We start from the raw sequence: 16,571 nt of genomic DNA on the forward strand, positions 1-16,571 counted from the left end.
GCCCATGGTACCCCGCATCCGCCAGGATGCTCGCAAGGTACAGGTGCAACGATGATGAACAAATTCATCCGATACAGTGGACCAGGAATGTCTGTCCAGAGATCTCAGTGATGATCGACCAGATGGATGATGGCTTCAAGCTTTTCACTATCGAGTTTCTTGAATTCCGCCCCAACACGAAACCCGCCCAAGTGTGGGTGAGGTGCGCAATAGGCAATGCGCACTGTCGCTGTTGCTTCCAGCGGTGGATCAGTTGGCAAGGTAAAACGAATCATCCGGACATGCCCCACAATCAGGTTGGAACGGCCATGAAACCCCACACCACCCTGGGAAATATCCAGAATGGTGACCGGTACCCACGATTCGCCAGAGGCGTCTGCAATACTGCCGCTACCGCGAATCGTCTTGCGGGCATACACCCGTTTGTCGCCCATCTCGGCCTCGGTGGTTCAGATATTCATGCTCTATTTTTAGCGGGTTAGCGGGCAGATGACCAGCGACGTTTTGCAAGGATTGGCGGCACGAAAAACCATGACATCAAAAAAGGTATGCCGATCAGTATCTTTCATGACATTTCGTTTGACCATGAGCGATAATAGAAGTCATTGATGGATGTATGACGACGTTTACCACTGCTTATGTATGCCGGCTATTGCCGGTGGTGCACGCAGGTGGGTGGCGCGCTTTAGATTGACATGACTGCTTGGCAAATTCTCGGAATTGACCCTACTCCAGACGTACGTGAAATCAAACGGGCCTATGCAAAACGCCTCAAGATCACCCGGCCTGAAGACGATCCACAAGGCTTTCAGCAACTGCGAGATGCTTATGATTGGGCACAGCAGTGGGCCATGCGGCCCCAGGAAACCCCTGCTGCCAATGATGCAGTATCGCTGGAAGATGTCGTCGATACCCCACCACCAGAAGGCCCCCGTGCCCATCCGTGGCAGCGGCAACTGATCAGTGCAATCGATGATGAACCAACCCACGGTATAGCAGTGCTGCAAGCGGCATTGGTCGATGTTGGTGATGCCGGCCGCGATGTACTGGAAGACATGCTTGTCGGGTTGTGCCTCAAAGCCAAGTCACTGTCGCTTGGATTCATGGTGCACGTTGCCGATACCTTTCACTGGTTCGATCCCGCTCACCGCCATGCTGAGGAATTGGCAGCATTGCTGGCCGGCATGCGGCATGCACAAACCGCAGGCGTCGCGCAGGCTGCCGTCACTGCCATCAGCGAAGCCACCACGCAAGGTGAACAGGCAATGCGCCTGCTGTTCCAACGTGCGTTGGGTAACGAAGCTCTGGAATCACTGGATAGCCGCGCCCTGTTCGAAATTTATCTGATGCAATGGTTGGCATCTGACAAACCGCCTTCAGATGACTTTGCGCTGTTTGTTGGCGAAACACTGGAGTGGCAGCACCGCAACCTACATCTGCGTGATGCCGATCAGGAAGCCTGGCAAAGACTGGCATGGCGCCTGGATATGGCCCTGGAACGACGCAGGCTGTATGCAATCGCCCGTCAAAAAGAGACCAGTCTGAAACCGGAATGGGTCAAACCGCTCAGTATCGCGGCCAATGCATTTCTTGCCCCCTTCAATCGGCTGAAATTGCAATGGCAGGCATTAGACCTGAGGAATCAGATGGCTGGTGCTTATCTGGTGGAAAACTGGCAACGCACCCATCCGGTGTTACTGGATGAATTCGACAGCCGTACAGTTGCATTCTATCGGCAAGATCAACCCCACCTGGGTCAGGAGCCGATCAAACCTATCATTACCATCGCCATTGTTGCCGCCTTGTTTGCCATGCTTAGCACACTGGGCGATTCAAGTAGTCACGGTCCACAACTGACAACCTTTCTGATCCATATGCTGGGCATCTTCGTCGGCGGTTTGGCGGTGTATACCATCGTTCCGTGGTTCTGGCGTCGGTTTGCCGCCCCGTTTGATGAGCGACTGACCCGGCGCATGCTGAAATCGGACCCACTGGCCTTCGAACGTGGCTTCCGAGTACTGGCGCAAAGCATCCGTGCCTGTGTCTTCGCCATCCCCATCGCCCTAGCCATCATGTTAATGATGGCTGTGGCGGATGTGAAACTACATGTCGGTTGGATGGCACTGGGTGGCTGGGTAATCTCACTGGGAACGCTCTATTGGCGCATCCGTACTGGCAAAGCGGCTGAGGACGGGGACAAGCCCTCATGGTGGAGCCAGAACTGGTGGTGGGTAATTTGGGTAAGCTTTGCCATGCTGCGTGCACTGAGCAACAATATGGGCTGAATCAACCGAACCATCGGTTGTCCAACGCAGCATCTGCCGCCGGAATGCCCGGCGGCATGTACTTCAACAAATAACACATCATGACTCCCTGGCACATACTTGGCATTGAGCCCACCCAAGACCTGCGCGAAATCAAGCGCGCCTACGCCCAACTACTGAAGACCACCCGGCCAGAAGACGATCCGCAAGGCTTCCAACGCCTGCGTGATGCTTTTGAGCAAGTGCAGTTCGAAGCACAACGTGTCGCCTTTGAAGCTGAAGCTGAACCGCAACCGGTCGACATCACCGCTGAACACGCTACCGGACGTGGTGAACTCTGCCCACATTGTGGGAAAGTGCACGAGCCACTGGAAGACGTACCCGAACATGAAAAGCCGATTGTGGAAAAACTGCGGCCCTGGATCTATGAGTTATCCGACCTCAACAAGGACAACAAAGTCGATGAAGCCACCCGTCGCTTCAAACAGATGCTGGCCGACCCTTACCTGACTGAACCAGCCTTGCATCGTGAGATGTTCGAAGATGGCATGCTCTATCTGGCTTGCGATGACCGCCATATTCAAGATGAATTTGTCCATATGCTGCTAGAGCATTATGGCTGGACACAGCCTGGTAACTGGTTGGCAGAAAAAGATCCCAGTACTGTCGACTACCTGAAAGTCCGCATGCAGGAAGCCAGCGCTTTGGCAAAAGTGGAAGAATTGTTCCGATTGATCGAAGATGAAGGTGAAGACATCGCCATCACTGCCTTTGACGAAGTCATCGACGACGACATCTTGCTGAACGTGGATGTAAAGTCGCTGTTCGAGGGCGAGTTGATGGTGGGGCTGTCAGAATTCGAACCGTTGCCAATCGGCTTTATCCATCATATATCCAAGCATTTTGATTGGGAACGCGACCACCGTCACCTACAGGCTTACCATCCTCAAGCCTGGCGTGACCTGCAACGGGCGGTGATGAAAATGAGCGAACCCTGGTGGCGCTAAAGCCTGATACACATCAACACACCGGCCAGGTCAGGCCGGTATCCTGTTCTTCACAGTATTCAGCTTTTTTCAGGAGCACAGCCATGCCTTTTCATTCCGTTCGACAGATCACCCTCGCCACCTTTGCAGTCAGTGCTTTGCTGACTGGTTGCGCCAGTAACGGTGAAGTGAATGCACTGAAGATCTCTGTCCAACGTGCCCAAGCCACTGCGGATCAGGCACTACGCACTGCCGCCAATGCAGAACAAGCCGCCCACGACGCAAAGCGAATTGCCGAACAGGCAGCATTGCGTATCGAGTCTGCCGCCCGCAAAGCCGACAGTGTGAGTCAGACTGCAGATGATGCCCGTAGACTGGCACTGGAAGCCAATCGTAAAGCTGATCAGGCGCTCAGTGAAGCTAAGGCAGCCAATGCAGGTGTGGCAGAAGCAAACGAGAAAATCGATCGGATGTTCAAGAAGACCATGAGAAAGTGAACAGCCAAGTACAAGCTAACGAATCACGACTCGTGTCCCGACTGCGGCATATCGGTCAAATTCACGAAGCTGGGCATTGGTCAACGCCACGCAGCCATTGGTCCAGTTGAAAGCCTGATGTATCGCCAAATCACCACGGCCGATACCATGGATGCCAATGCCGCCACCAAGCGGTGTGTTACTTGGTGGTATTCGGCCCTGATCCACCATGCGACGTATCGCCGTTAGCGTTGCTGGCGTGATACGACCTACAGCCAGGGCTTGCTCAGCATGAATAGGCCGTGGGTAATCCAATGCATAGAAGGTATCGTAACGATGGCCACGGTAAATGGCGACAATGTGGAATTCGCCCAATGGAGTGGTGTGATCACCACGATAATGCACCATCGCCGGGCCACCACGGCCAATTGAAATATTGCCGAACCGGACGCGCTCCTCACCTTTGGCTGACAATACAGTCAAGGTTTGAGTATCCGTATCAACGCTGACCCAAACCTGGTCGGCACATTGGACATTACCCATTATCAGCCCGACTACCCATACCCAACAGATTGGTTTGATCATGTGTTTCCTGACTCGACTTGCGCGTTACATCGCCATCCTGCTGACATTGCTGGGCATTGCCCATGCTGCAACATTTGATCTACCCACCAATGGCAGTACTGTGGTCGGCAAAATCCGCATTGTAGTGCCCAGTAGCGGCAACACCCTTCTGGATGTGATGCGGCATTTTGATGTTGGATATGACGAAATTACTACCGCCAATCCAGGGGTATCCGTATGGACACCCGGAGAATTCACACAAGTGGTGATCCCCAGCCAATTCATTCTGCCTCCCAAACCGTGGCGTGGCATTGTCGTCAACATTCCGCAACGGCGGTTATATTACTTCCCACCATCACGAAAAGGTCAGCGAGCAAAAGTCATCACCTATCCGATCAGTATTGCCCGAGAAGGCTGGTTCACCCCACTGGGCGAAACCCGGATTACAGCCAAATTCAAAGATCCAAGCTGGTTTGTGCCGAAAAGCATCAAGGAAGAGCATCTACGTGAAGAAGGGGTGGAATTGCCGGAATACTTTCCTCCTGGGCCGAACAACCCGATGGGCATGCTGGCGATGCGTACTGGCTTTGCCGGTATCTTCATTCATGCCACCAATCGGCCCTGGGGTATTGGTCTACGTACCAGTCATGGCTGTTTGCATCTTTACCCGGAAGATGCCGCCGAGATCTTTCCTATGTTAAGCAATCACACCCCAGTTCGGGTCATCAATCAGCCCGCGCTGGTAGGCAACGACAACGGCCGCTGGGTGATGAGTACTTATCAACCGGTGAGCGAATATCCAACCCCTTTTTCTTTGCATACCCGTGCACTGATCACGCTGGGCGAACAACTTGGTCAACTTCCCACACAACAGATACCCAAAGCAGATATTGACTGGAGCCGTGTTCAAGCCATTACGACCAACCCACAGTCGATACCGGTTGCCTTGATGCAAGACCAACTTGGCCTGGCAGCTTGGTTGGATACCATTGCAGCAGAGCGTTACGATTTTGCGCCCTATGGCATGGATGCCAACAACGCCCAGCTACCGGAACCACGCCCACACCAGGGCAACACCACTGTCGTTCCCGGATCATGAAATGTCCCAAATGACGCAGCCCGTGGTCATCACCACGGGCCGCTGTCAGCCATAACGTCGTACCCATTGATCAGAATCCAATGGTGACCCCCAGATTGATCACTGGCCATACTTTAAACCCACGGACCTTGTCATCCAGCTTGCGACGTTCTTCCTCTGCATCCGCCTGCAATTGCGTACATTGCGGCGTACCGGCAATCGCAGTACCGCAGTCCACATTCAGGCTGGTTTTGCTACCACCGGCCAACATCACACCTAGATCCGCATAGAAGTTGATCCCAGTACCAGCCACTCGCCCATAACCAATTCCCAGATAGGGTGCGACGCTATTCTTGCCTTTCACCTCGCCTGTAGCCGAGCCGATCTCCGCTGCGGTATAAGTGCGATTGTTGAAGGTATAGGTCCCATCCTTAGGCTTGCCCGTTACTTTCAACTTATTGTTGGCAAACACCAAGCCCCCGGTCAACCGAAACGGCCCCATTGGGCTGAAATCAACCAGCGCACTTAGGTTACGCAACCGTAACCTGCCGTCGTAATCCACATCTGTGTCATTGATAGTGCGGTTGTAATTCAAGCCGCTCCAGCCCACACGCCCATCCACAGTAGGCGCAATATTGAAGCCAATATCACCACCTACACCGGTTGTACCTGCACGCAACCCCACTCCTGCTGCCGATGCCATGCCAGCCACTCCCATCAGCATCATTGTCGCCAGAATCGCTTTCATCGCTCCCCCTACGTCATCCAATGCAGAAAAGATATCCCGACATGTCATTCGGTTTTTCAGCCTAGATGACAGATCCCATGATGACAAGTCAGCATCATCAATAACTTGCGCAAACAACCCACAAGGTGACCAATCCACGATCACCAACCCGACGCAACATGAAGTATCACGATTCATCCCAAGACCAATTCCCCACATTTTGACGAAGATGGGGTTTTTGAAGGTGCACTTTGCTAAACTTGCAGGGTTTTATTTCCACCAACCTCATTGAAAGCGACCTACGCAACCATGGCCCAATATGTCATGTCCATGCTCCGCGTGAGCAAAGTCGTGCCGCCCAAGCGGCAAATCATCAAGGATATCTCGCTGAGCTTTTTCCCCGGCGCCAAGATTGGCCTGTTGGGCTTGAACGGCTCCGGTAAATCCACCGTGCTCAAAATCATGGCCGGTGCCGAAAAAGAATTTGAAGGCGAAGTACAGTGGCAACCTGGCATCAAGATCGGCTACCTGCCGCAAGAGCCTGAGCTGGATGTAGAAAAAACCGTTCGTGAAGAAGTCGAATCCGGTATGGGTGAAGTAATGGAAGCACAAAAGCGACTGGAAGAAGTCTATGCCGCTTATGCTGAGCCAGATGCCGACTTCGACAAACTAGCAGAAGAGCAAGCTCGTTGCGAAGCCATCATCGCTGCAGGTGCGGGTGACAATACAGGGCTGCAGCTGGAAATTGCTGCTGATGCACTTCGCCTGCCACCGTGGGACGCCAAGATCGGTCACCTCTCCGGCGGTGAAAAACGCCGTGTTGCATTGTGCAAACTGTTGCTGAGCAAGCCGGACATGCTGCTGCTGGATGAGCCCACCAACCACCTGGATGCCGAATCGGTCGATTGGCTGGAACAATTCCTGGTGCGCTTCCCTGGCACAGTTGTAGCAGTCACTCACGATCGCTACTTCCTAGACAACGCTGCAGAATGGATTTTGGAACTCGACCGTGGCCAAGGCATTCCCTGGAAAGGTAACTATTCCAGCTGGCTGGAACAAAAGGAAGATCGGCTGAAGCAGGAAGAATCGCAAGAGTCTGCACGCCAGAAAGCGCTGCACAAGGAGCTGGAGTGGGTGCGCCAGAACCCCAAGGGGCGCCAGGCCAAATCGAAGGCACGTATCGCACGCTTTGAAGAACTGAATTCTCAGGAATACCAGAAGCGTAACGAAACCCAGGAAATCTTCATTCCGGTAGCAGATCGCCTGGGCAATGAAGTCATCGAATTCACCAATGTCAACAAGGCATTTGGTGACCGTTTGTTGATCGACGACCTGAGCTTCAAGATTCCTCCTGGCGCCATCGTCGGGATCATCGGCCCCAACGGCGCCGGTAAATCGACCCTGTTCCGCATGATCACGGGACAAGAACAGCCGGACAGTGGCGAAGTGAAGATTGGCAACACCGTCAAGATCGCCTATGTAGACCAAAGTCGTGCAGCCTTGGGTGGTACCAAGACAGTATTCGAAGAAATCGCCGAAGGCCGCGACATTCTGCAAGTTGGTCGCTTCGAGACACCAAGCCGTGCCTATATCGGCCGCTTCAACTTCAAGGGTGCAGATCAGCAAAAGATTGTTGGCAACCTCTCTGGCGGTGAACGTGGTCGCCTGCATCTGGCCAAGACGCTGATTGCCGGCGGCAACGTGCTGCTGCTTGATGAACCGTCTAACGACCTTGATGTGGAAACCCTACGTGCACTGGAAGATGCCCTGCTGGAATTCGCAGGTAGCGTGATGGTCATCAGCCATGATCGCTGGTTCCTCGACCGGATTGCCACCCATATCCTTGCCTGCGAAGGCGATTCAAAGTGGGTATTCTTCGACGGCAATTATCAGGAATATGAAGCCGATAAGAAGAAACGTCTGGGCGAAGAAGGTGCAAAGCCGAAGCGAATCCGATATAAACCAATCAGCCGTTAAGCAGGCAAACTACTTACTGTTAAGAACAAACCCTCAGATGATACTGGGGGTTTGTTTTTCTACAGGCAGGCCCATTGTAGATTGCCTCAAATCAGTTGTTGGTCAACCATGGCGAGGATGTACTCCAGAAGATAATGTCGGTACCCAAGTAATGCTCGGCATAATCAGTGAATTCCTGTCTGGTAAATGGACTTCTGGTTTTTGGGTTAGTGTAGGTCAATGTAGGTTCCTGTACAGCCATGGCAACCAGATCCAACTTGCCTTTATATTGGTGAAAGAACGGATACGAGTTCTTCATCTGCCCTTTTTTATTTGGCACAATATCCGGCCCACCCAATCCAACCCGGTTTGCCTCAGCAAATGTGAATAAGCGTGACATATATCGATGGTCATTGTTCCATTCACAAGGCCAGAAATTGACATATTGCACCACATAGGATTGTTTGAATACCTTCCTGGCAAAAGTAATATTCTCCATCTCTGCCTGAAAGTATTTGTCACAACTGAAACCTGTCTTATCCCGCTTGATATCCAAATCGATTGCCGTTTCCGGTAAGTTCACCCCCATTACACGTCCATCAAATTGTTCAGCCAGTGCGGACAACAACTTTTGGTATCGCTCCCGTACTGCAGGATTCCACTGCATGGCCACCCATCCCATCCCAACAGGCTTGTTTTCCCCTGGGTTATCGTATTGCGGCACAATGCCACCTTGATAGATCGGACTCTTCATCAAATAACGCGGCACATTTTTGTCTTGCGGTCTGAAGAACCGATCTTGAATTTGAATGAACAGCCTTTTGTCCAAGGATTTCAAATAGGTCAAGTCCCGCTCAATTTGTGAAAAATCGTACTGGTCTTTTTCTTTTTCAAGCGACTTCCAGGTGTAAACAATCTGCACGCCACCAATATCGCTCCGTTTGATCAACGATTCAATTTTTGTCAGATCATCTGAGCCGGTATAAAGAAAATTTTGTGGTGTAGCCGCCTGGATGGATAACGCCATTGCACCAAATACGATACTAATTGATGCATTCACAGGTAATTTATTTTTCATGAATTCCTTAATTCAAATGATGGGTATTCAGTAGAACATACATTACTGAACAGGCCTGCCACAGGGCGTAGATTGATAAAATCTCACATCTTGGTTAAAGGTGTAAGTAGCAATGGTTACTGATATGAAACAACACGACACTCATAGGTTGAATTCGAGCGTTTCGTTGGACGGTGGACACACAAAGTTGGCGCAGGTTCCAAGTTCCGTGTACCGCCTCATGAGGTTTCACCACAGAAATGAGCTGCCTGATCAGGAAACAGCAATCACCGCACCTGGTCTGACAGTTGTCACCAGCCATATCCTCACCATGAATCCAGTACTTGAGCTACATGTCAGGTCAGGCCTGGTACAGCCTGACATCATCTCTTCCACACTTTTTGATCTGATACATCGCGCTGTCAGCACGCTTGGACAGCTCAATTTCAGTTGAGCCATGTTCGGGATAAATGGCGACACCAATGCAAGAAGATATATGCAGGACTTGTCCAGCCAACCGAAAAGGCTGTTTGAGGCTGGCATGAATTTTTTGCGCCACTGCCAACGCATTTCGGTCAGTCTCTACTGTGGCAAGCAAGACGACAAATTCATCCCCACCAATACGGGCCACGGTATCTGACCCACGGACACAGGTTTGCATTCGCTTTGCGACCTCGACCAGCAGTAAATCGCCCGTCGCATGGCCATAGGTATCATTGACAGGCTTGAACTGATCCAAATCGATAAACATGATTGCCAAGCGCTTGTTGTCCCGCTTGGCACGGGCAAAAGCCTGTTGCAGGCGATCGGAAAACAGCGCGCGGTTAGGCAGACCGGTGAGCATATCGTGCTGGGCCATGTGGCGAACGCGCTCTTCCACTTTTCGGCGTGCAGTGATGTCGCGCGTAACACCAAGAATGCCAACAAATTCGCCTGCAGCATTGCGCATCATGGTCGTCGTCACATCCGTCCAGACCGTCCCTCCTCCTTTGCAAGGCTGTTCCAGCTCGCCGCGAAAATCCGGTTCGGGTTCACCATTCTGTAAGGCCCGGAGAATACGCTCCAGCCCAGTTCTGGCAATGACAGCCGATTCTGGTGTGAGGGCCTCTTCAATACTTTGCTTCATCACCTCGGCCGGTGTATAGCCACGCAACTTCTCAACCGAGGGACTGACATAGGTAAATCGCCCGGCAAGATCCATGGTCCAGATCACATCCGTTGCGTTGTCAGCCAGCATACGGTGACGTTCCTCACTGACTCGTAGGGCTTGCTCCGCTTCCTGACTACTCGCCAATGCCTGGGCCAGACGACAATTGATCCGCAGAATATAAAGCGCCACACCGCTGATCAGGATGACAACCCCAGCAGCGATATACAGGCTGGTGAGATGCGTTTCGATACGTGGTGTGGGTTTATACAGAAAACCATCCAGTGGTACATCCGGTGGCAACAGGCCCAGGTTGGCATAGGTATCAGCAATATGACGCCAGCGACCGGGGCTCATATACCCTATCTCGATCAGATCCTGTCGCATCAGATTGGCCATCTGAGCAGCCTCAAAACGCAAGAACTCAACGTTGTAACGCTTGGAGTAGTGTTTGGCGATCAGCCTGGCAATCTCATCCTGATGCGCCATGGCATAGCGCCAGCCACGTAGGCTGGCTTCCAGAAAGGCTTGCACCCGTTGTGGGTGCTGCTTCAGTTCCTGTTCGCTGGTAAACAGATTATCGCCATAGAAATCGATATTGGCATTGCGGGGAGTGTAGATTTCATAGGCAAAGCCAAGACGATCAAGAAAATAGGGTTCGTTGGTAGCATAGGCAGAGATGGCGTCTACATTACCATCCACCAGATCTCGCAGCCGGAAGGTATGCGGGCGCAACGTGACGGTATCGGCGATACCTTGCTGTTTGATATATGCAATCAACTCTTCAGACTGCGGCTCAATCATGATGCGCTTGCCCGCCAGATTGCGGCTGGTTTGCGGGCCCGGCGGCTGGGCCGCGATCAAGACCAGCGGGGAGTGCTGGAAGATGGCGGCCAGCGCAACCACAGGCTTACCGGCATGGCGGGCCAGCAGCAAACCGCTGGTACCCACGCCAAATTGGGCTTCACCACGCAACACCCGTTCGATTGGTCGTTCACCATGCTCGGCCTCGCGAATTTCCACATCCAGGCCCACTTCACGGTAGTAACCCTTTTCCTGTGCCGCGTAATAACCTGCAAATTGAAAAGCATGGAACCACTTCAGTTGCAAAGTGACCTTTTGTGGTGCAATTTCAGCTTGAGCAATATTCAGCCACAGCAACAGACAAAACGCGCCAACACATTTGAGCATGTTGCTCACAATTCGGCGGGATCCACATTCAGGCACGGTTGACATGGTTTCATAGGCGCATTTGCCAAGTTTCGGGCGTAAACCAGGCCAATACTAGCAGTTTCCCTAATGTCCAAGTTATTTTCCAAATGACGGATTGATGTCTACAAAATGGAAAACAATTGAGATATAGATAATCACTATCTTGAGATATGGCCACCGAAAGGAGCCCACACAACAGAGGTTCATCAGGATGCGCCAAACCGCTCGAATTTTTCGGGTGGGGTATTGCCGGGAAGCCATTGACGGTAGATACGATCGAAGGTGCCATCCTGCTTGAGTTCCTGCAATGCACGATGCCAACTGTCGATCAACTTGGGATCAGTACCGCGAGAGAAAGTCAGGTAAAGCCAGTTTTCCTGCAAGGTATACACCTTTTCAATCTGATCGGGATCCAGACCTGCACTTTCCATGATACTGCGCATAGTCAGATTGGCGTTGCACCACACACTGATCCGCTCTGCGATCAGTTTGCGGGCAGCCACATCCGGCGTAGCCGCGGTATCAAGATTGGTAAAACCCTTGGATAACAGCAGCTGTTCTTCCACCGCTTTGTGATACACCCCGATACTTCGCAATTCACGCGCATCCTCAAGACTGCGAATGCGGATGTTGGTGCCACGCAACGCGTAAAAATCGGTGGTTCCCACCGCAACCGGCCCTAGAAAAGTGAACAGGCTTTCACGCTCTGGCGTACGGGTTACTGTGAACAACACTACGTTTGGGTAGGTAGTCGCCATCGCCCAACCACGTGCCCACGGCACAACCCGGATCAAGTCCGTCTGTTTGAGTTTGGCTTGAATCGCCTGCACGACCTCTACCGCCAGCCCAGCTGGCTTTCCCGCTTTGGAGAAAGTAATGGGAGGCCACTCTTCGGTATAGATCTGCAATGGCGTCACAGCATGAGCGGCATGTGAAACCAGCAGACATCCGGTAAACACCCAAGCCATCAGTTGCGTTGTGCGCTTCATCCCCACGTTATAGCTCACAGACACAAGAACGGCAGGCCGGATTTCAGGGACTAAGTGACTATCGGCAAGCAGTCAAGGAGAATTGAACGTGTTGTAATCTGCAATGAATCACGTATCACTATTGACCAACCGACTGCTTGGCATGTAACTGCACGGCAGCTGCCACGGTTTTCGCTTCGAGCTTGGCCAGAATATTGGCACGATGTACGTCTACGGTACGCGGGCTGATGGACAGTCGCTGACCGACCTCTTTCGAGGTCAGACCTTCCGCCAGGCATGCAAGAATTTCTCGTTCGCGGGTGGTCAGGCGGCTCATCATGCCGGATGATGCATAGGTCTTACCCGCTTCGGCTACATAGCGCTGGTGCGCCTGGTTGAGACGGTCAAGCAATACTGATTCTTCGAGCGGTTTTTCCAGAAAATCCATGGCACCGATCTTCATCGCTTCAACCGCGGTTTTGATCTGGCCTTTCGCCGTCATCATGACGACCGGCATTTTGGGTCTACGTTGCCGAATTGCAGCCAGGACTTCCAATCCACTAATATCCGGCAAGTTGAGATCCAGTAACACACAAGCCATCTCCGGCCATTTTTCAATCAATAGCAGATCATTTCCAGCACCTACCGCAATCACCGGGAACCCGTTGGCCCGCAGCAGAGTACTCAGTGCATCACGCAGTGCGCTATCGTCCTCCACGATTAGCACGGACATGTGACTGCCCACCCCGGAATCACCAACACGGGCTCGTTCGGACTTCATCGCCGGTACCAGTGGAAAGGCACGACAAGGTTTGGTGGCAGCAGACATGGGCAGTTGGATCTCAGTATGACGACATTCATGGATGACCTCGCACGCAGCAGGATATCGGGCGCAATGGTCCGGGTTGGGGTGAATCGTCCAAATGGTCGGTTTGATCGTACCAATGGCGCCGAAGCCATGACTGAAAAGCCTTGCAGCCTGACATGTCAAAGGTAATCCGCTTACGGCGGGTACAATAGGCTCGGCATGTAAATTATGTTTGTGTCATTATATCGATATCATCATGAAAACGTTCGCATGATGGCAATCTGATAAATAACGATTGTTATATATTAAGCCATCATTTTGCAATATAACTCGTAGCGGTTGATTTCTCCATGAGAAGAAGTGATCTCGACACCGGCGATATGACTTGGCCGAGCTATGCCGAACTGTCGGTATGCTGGGCTCAGCATTCTATCGATCCAGAAGGGGTGGGTAATAGCCTGACGGCCATGCAGGTCGAAGCGATGTCGCTTTCGCGACGGGCATTGCTGACCGTCTACCTTGCCAGTTGCTGTTTCGAACTGGGTGAAATCGATGCAGCTATCAATTTTCTGAGTGCCAGCCGTCAATGGAATCCACTACGGTTAGGAGCGCGTATTGACTGGTTACGGCGTTTTTGTGAGGCGAAATTGCTTGTGTGTCGTCAGGACCCAGCGGCAGTCCCCGCCTTGGAAACCCTGAGCCGTTTTCCTGCCAATCAACTGGAAAAAGTCGACCTGGTGTTTTGCCATGATTGGCTGGCACGCAGCCTTTACCAGCAAGGTAATCTGTGTGGTGCACTTAAAGCCGCCTATATTGCACTGGACTGTGCTCAGCAGGCGCAAGCCAAGGCCAGTCTGGGCGATATCGGATGTCGTCTCGGCCTATGGTTCGCACAACATTACCAGTCAATGGAGGCAGTGACGTGGTTGCGGCAAGGATTGTCGCATCTGCAAACGATCTCTACCGGCCGCAACACGCTAACTTATCAATTGGCCCTGGCAGATGCGCTACTGCAAACTCAGCAGCCAAGTGAAGCTTTGCTTGTGTTGCACGCTTGCCTATTGGACCGACCGCCCAGCCATGGGTCGCAGATCAGCCGCGCCCAAGCCTGGTTGATGGCCGCAGAAGCCCACAGTCAGCTAGGGCAGCCTGAGCAAGCCGAACCCTGGTTGCAAAAAGCCACTATGCTTCGCGCCACATCAATGGCATTTCGCCATCGACGCGACATGGGCAAAGCCGAACTTGCACTTTTGAAAGGCGATGCCAGACGCAGTCTGCACATTCTGAAACGATGTGCAACCAACGAGACACAGCCCATCCACACCATCAGCCGATTTCATGACCTGATGGCCCGTAGCCTGGCCATGACTGGTGAATGGCATGCTGCCTGCCTACATCGTGAACGACAACTGCAATCAGCCCATGCCCAGCACCAGCAAATACGGACCTTGCTGCAAGCGGACATGGCTGCCCGTGCAGACTGTGCAGCCATCCGCCACGAACAGGCAATTGTCGCAGTCCGTGGTATGGTGTCGCTTGAACATGATCGGGAATGGCATCGCTTCCTGGCGAGATTGTCGCGGCTGCATATCGGTTCTGAATTCAGTGCCGGCGTTATCCATGAAATGAAACAGCCGCTGGCCGCCATGTTGAGTTATTCACAGGCTGGGCTGCGCTTGTTGCAACATCAGGCCGAACCGGACGATGTCGCGGGGGTGCTGAGCCGAATTCAAGATACGGCTCGTCATGCAACGCAGTTGGTAGAACGCCTGCGTGCCTTTCTGGCCCGCGAGCCACAAGTGGCCAGCGTGTTCAATCTCAACAACTGTGCACAGGATGTCATCTCGTGGCTACGCCCAACCTGCGAAGAGGCCAATATTCGCATCCGCACCTGGTTGTCTGACGATCTGCCTGACGCCTGGGGCAACCCAGTACTGGTACAACAGGTCATCGTCAATTTATTGCGTAATGCCTATGAAGCGCTGGCTGATCACGACGCAGATGAACGGGTCATCGTGGTGGAAACCTACTGTCATGAGAAGCGGCATATCTGTTGCCGAATCTCGGATAGTGGCCCAGGTATTGACGAAGCTCGTCTGCCCCGCCTGTTCGAACCATTCCACACGACCAAAACCGGAGGAATGGGACTGGGACTGAAGATTTCCCGCGCCGTACTAGGTGAAATTGGTGGGGATTTACATGTTGAAAATGCACTGATCGGCGCCAGTATCGTTGTCTCGATCCCACTCTCTCACACTCCGGACGAGGTGGTAACTCTTTAACCGATGGCTGTAGTTGCTGTGCCAGTTCTTTCAATCCAACCCCAACTTGCCTGTTGGATCCTGCTCCTCTGCCTGCTAGGGCAGCACCCACACTTAACACGTCGGTATACGTAAATTTGCGTATTCACATGGCATATTGCATTGGGGAACAATGTCGTGTAGCTACGGGTAGTGTGTCCGTTCGACCAGCCAACCATACATCACACCCGCCCGAACGCGGCTGCGCTTGAGATACAGCCAGCATGAATTCAACAACGATGGCAACACGAACAAGACAGGTCTTTCCAGATACTCAAGGGTGACCTTGCCATCGAATGGCAATCGTAACACTCACCGCTGATCAGCTACCACGGCCTACCAGCAATTAACCAACATCTACGGTACCTAACAAGCACCCAATGGCCGGTGTGGTCAGGTATCACCAACATCATGCAAGGAGTCAAGAACATGGCAATGCTGCCCATGATCCGTGTACTCGCCACGGTATCTGTCATGACCCAGTGTGCACTGGCCATCTCCACAGCGTACGCTGCCCAGATCGGGCAAGTACGAGCAATGGTCGCCCCCACTTGGCAAGAGGGGAATACTTATAATGCCGGTACCATCGTCAGCTACAACGGGCACGACTACAAGGCTTTAGTCACGCATACCGCTTATGTTGGCGCCAACTGGAACCCTGCTTCCACGGCGACCCTATGGCAAGACCTGGGGGCACCCAATGGTACGCCAACACCCACTCCGACCCCAACACCAACGCCCGTTCCAACACCGACACCTATCCCTACGCCAACACCCACACCACCCGCATGTGGTTACCCAGGTTGGGACAACAATGCAGCTTATACCGGCGGACAGCGCGTGTCTTATCAAGGCAAGGGATACGAAGCCAAATGGTGGACACGTGGCGAAAACCCGGCGCAATCGGGTCAATGGGGGGTATGGAAGGTGGTAAGCAACTGTGGCATGCCAACGCCAACGCCAACGCCAACGCCAACGCCAACGCCAACGCCAACGCCAACGCCAACGCCAACGCCAACGCCAACGCC

Annotated in this window: 15 protein-coding genes; 7 read left to right on the plus strand and 8 right to left on the minus strand. The window is 52.8% G+C overall.

Features of this window, described 5'->3' with window-relative positions:
* Positions 1–104: 104 nt before the first annotated feature.
* Positions 105–434 (minus strand): PilZ domain-containing protein, encoded by a 330-nt coding sequence (locus tag FFS57_RS20320; protein ID WP_137939659.1) that lies wholly within the window; start codon positions 432–434, stop codon positions 105–107.
* Between the two features lie 261 nt (positions 435–695).
* Between FFS57_RS20320 and FFS57_RS20325 the strand changes: the two genes are divergently transcribed.
* The 3 genes from FFS57_RS20325 to FFS57_RS20335 all read left to right on the plus strand — a co-directional run bounded on the left by FFS57_RS20325 (position 696) and on the right by FFS57_RS20335 (position 3,747).
* Complete coding sequence (locus FFS57_RS20325) at positions 696–2,285, plus strand: J domain-containing protein (protein WP_137939660.1); 1,590 nt, start codon at positions 696–698, stop codon at positions 2,283–2,285.
* An 80-nt stretch (positions 2,286–2,365) separates the two neighbouring features.
* The gene (locus FFS57_RS20330; RefSeq protein WP_137939661.1) at positions 2,366–3,271 is read left to right on the plus strand and encodes a J domain-containing protein; all 906 of its coding nucleotides are present in this window, start codon (positions 2,366–2,368) and stop codon (positions 3,269–3,271) included.
* Positions 3,272–3,354: 83 nt separating this feature from the next.
* A complete protein-coding gene (locus FFS57_RS20335) occupies positions 3,355–3,747 on the plus strand; it encodes an alanine-zipper protein (RefSeq protein WP_137939662.1) in 393 nt (130 codons plus the stop codon).
* A 15-nt stretch (positions 3,748–3,762) separates the two neighbouring features.
* On the opposite strand, the gene FFS57_RS20340 is transcribed toward FFS57_RS20335, so the two are convergent.
* Complete coding sequence (locus FFS57_RS20340) at positions 3,763–4,311, minus strand: L,D-transpeptidase family protein (protein WP_137939663.1); 549 nt, start codon at positions 4,309–4,311, stop codon at positions 3,763–3,765.
* Between FFS57_RS20340 and FFS57_RS20345 the strand changes: the two genes are divergently transcribed.
* Positions 4,310–5,389, plus strand: coding sequence for a L,D-transpeptidase family protein (locus tag FFS57_RS20345; protein ID WP_137939664.1), 1,080 nt, complete (start codon positions 4,310–4,312; stop codon positions 5,387–5,389). The two genes, FFS57_RS20340 and FFS57_RS20345, sit on opposite strands and share 2 nt — an antisense overlap.
* 70 nt (positions 5,390–5,459) lie before the next feature.
* Here the strand turns inward: FFS57_RS20345 and FFS57_RS20350 are convergent, their stop codons facing one another.
* Positions 5,460–6,164, minus strand: a complete 705-nt coding sequence (locus FFS57_RS20350; RefSeq protein ID WP_137939665.1) for a hypothetical protein — start codon at positions 6,162–6,164, stop codon at positions 5,460–5,462.
* 240 nt (positions 6,165–6,404) lie between these two features.
* Here FFS57_RS20350 and ettA point away from each other — a divergent pair, with 240 nt between their 5' ends.
* Positions 6,405–8,072 carry an energy-dependent translational throttle protein EttA gene (gene ettA, locus FFS57_RS20355; protein WP_137939666.1) on the plus strand — a complete coding sequence of 556 codons (1,668 nt, stop codon included), beginning with the start codon at positions 6,405–6,407 and terminating at the stop codon, positions 8,070–8,072.
* A 91-nt stretch (positions 8,073–8,163) separates the two neighbouring features.
* Here the strand turns inward: ettA and FFS57_RS20360 are convergent, their stop codons facing one another.
* The 4 genes from FFS57_RS20360 to FFS57_RS20375 form a co-directional block, all read right to left on the minus strand.
* The gene (locus FFS57_RS20360; protein ID WP_137939672.1) at positions 8,164–9,078 is read right to left on the minus strand and encodes a hypothetical protein; all 915 of its coding nucleotides are present in this window, start codon (positions 9,076–9,078) and stop codon (positions 8,164–8,166) included.
* Positions 9,079–9,469: 391 nt separating this feature from the next.
* Positions 9,470–11,446 carry a diguanylate cyclase domain-containing protein gene (locus tag FFS57_RS20365; RefSeq protein ID WP_137939667.1) on the minus strand — a complete coding sequence of 659 codons (1,977 nt, stop codon included), beginning with the start codon at positions 11,444–11,446 and terminating at the stop codon, positions 9,470–9,472.
* Between the two features lie 227 nt (positions 11,447–11,673).
* Positions 11,674–12,456, minus strand: coding sequence for a substrate-binding periplasmic protein (locus tag FFS57_RS20370; RefSeq protein WP_137939668.1), 783 nt, complete (start codon positions 12,454–12,456; stop codon positions 11,674–11,676).
* Positions 12,457–12,574: 118 nt separating this feature from the next.
* Positions 12,575–13,264: a response regulator transcription factor gene (locus tag FFS57_RS20375; RefSeq protein ID WP_137939669.1), complete on the minus strand. Its 690-nt coding sequence runs from the start codon at positions 13,262–13,264 to the stop codon at positions 12,575–12,577.
* A gap of 329 nt (positions 13,265–13,593) precedes the next feature.
* Here FFS57_RS20375 and FFS57_RS20380 point away from each other — a divergent pair, with 329 nt between their 5' ends.
* A complete protein-coding gene (locus FFS57_RS20380; protein WP_137939670.1) occupies positions 13,594–15,525 on the plus strand; it encodes an ATP-binding protein in 1,932 nt (643 codons plus the stop codon).
* A gap of 162 nt (positions 15,526–15,687) precedes the next feature.
* Here FFS57_RS20380 and FFS57_RS25305 read toward each other — a convergent pair whose 3' ends face one another.
* Positions 15,688–15,855: a hypothetical protein gene (locus tag FFS57_RS25305; RefSeq protein ID WP_171014098.1), complete on the minus strand. Its 168-nt coding sequence runs from the start codon at positions 15,853–15,855 to the stop codon at positions 15,688–15,690.
* Positions 15,856–16,017: 162 nt separating this feature from the next.
* On the opposite strand from FFS57_RS25305, the gene FFS57_RS20385 reads away from it, so the two are divergent.
* Positions 16,018–16,571, plus strand: a 554-nt coding sequence (locus FFS57_RS20385; protein WP_502705933.1) for a carbohydrate-binding protein, incomplete at its 3' end; no start/stop codon positions are given.

The sequence above is a fragment of the Chitinivorax sp. B genome (assembly GCF_005503445.1).
Classification (GTDB): domain Bacteria; phylum Pseudomonadota; class Gammaproteobacteria; order Burkholderiales; family SCOH01; genus Chitinivorax.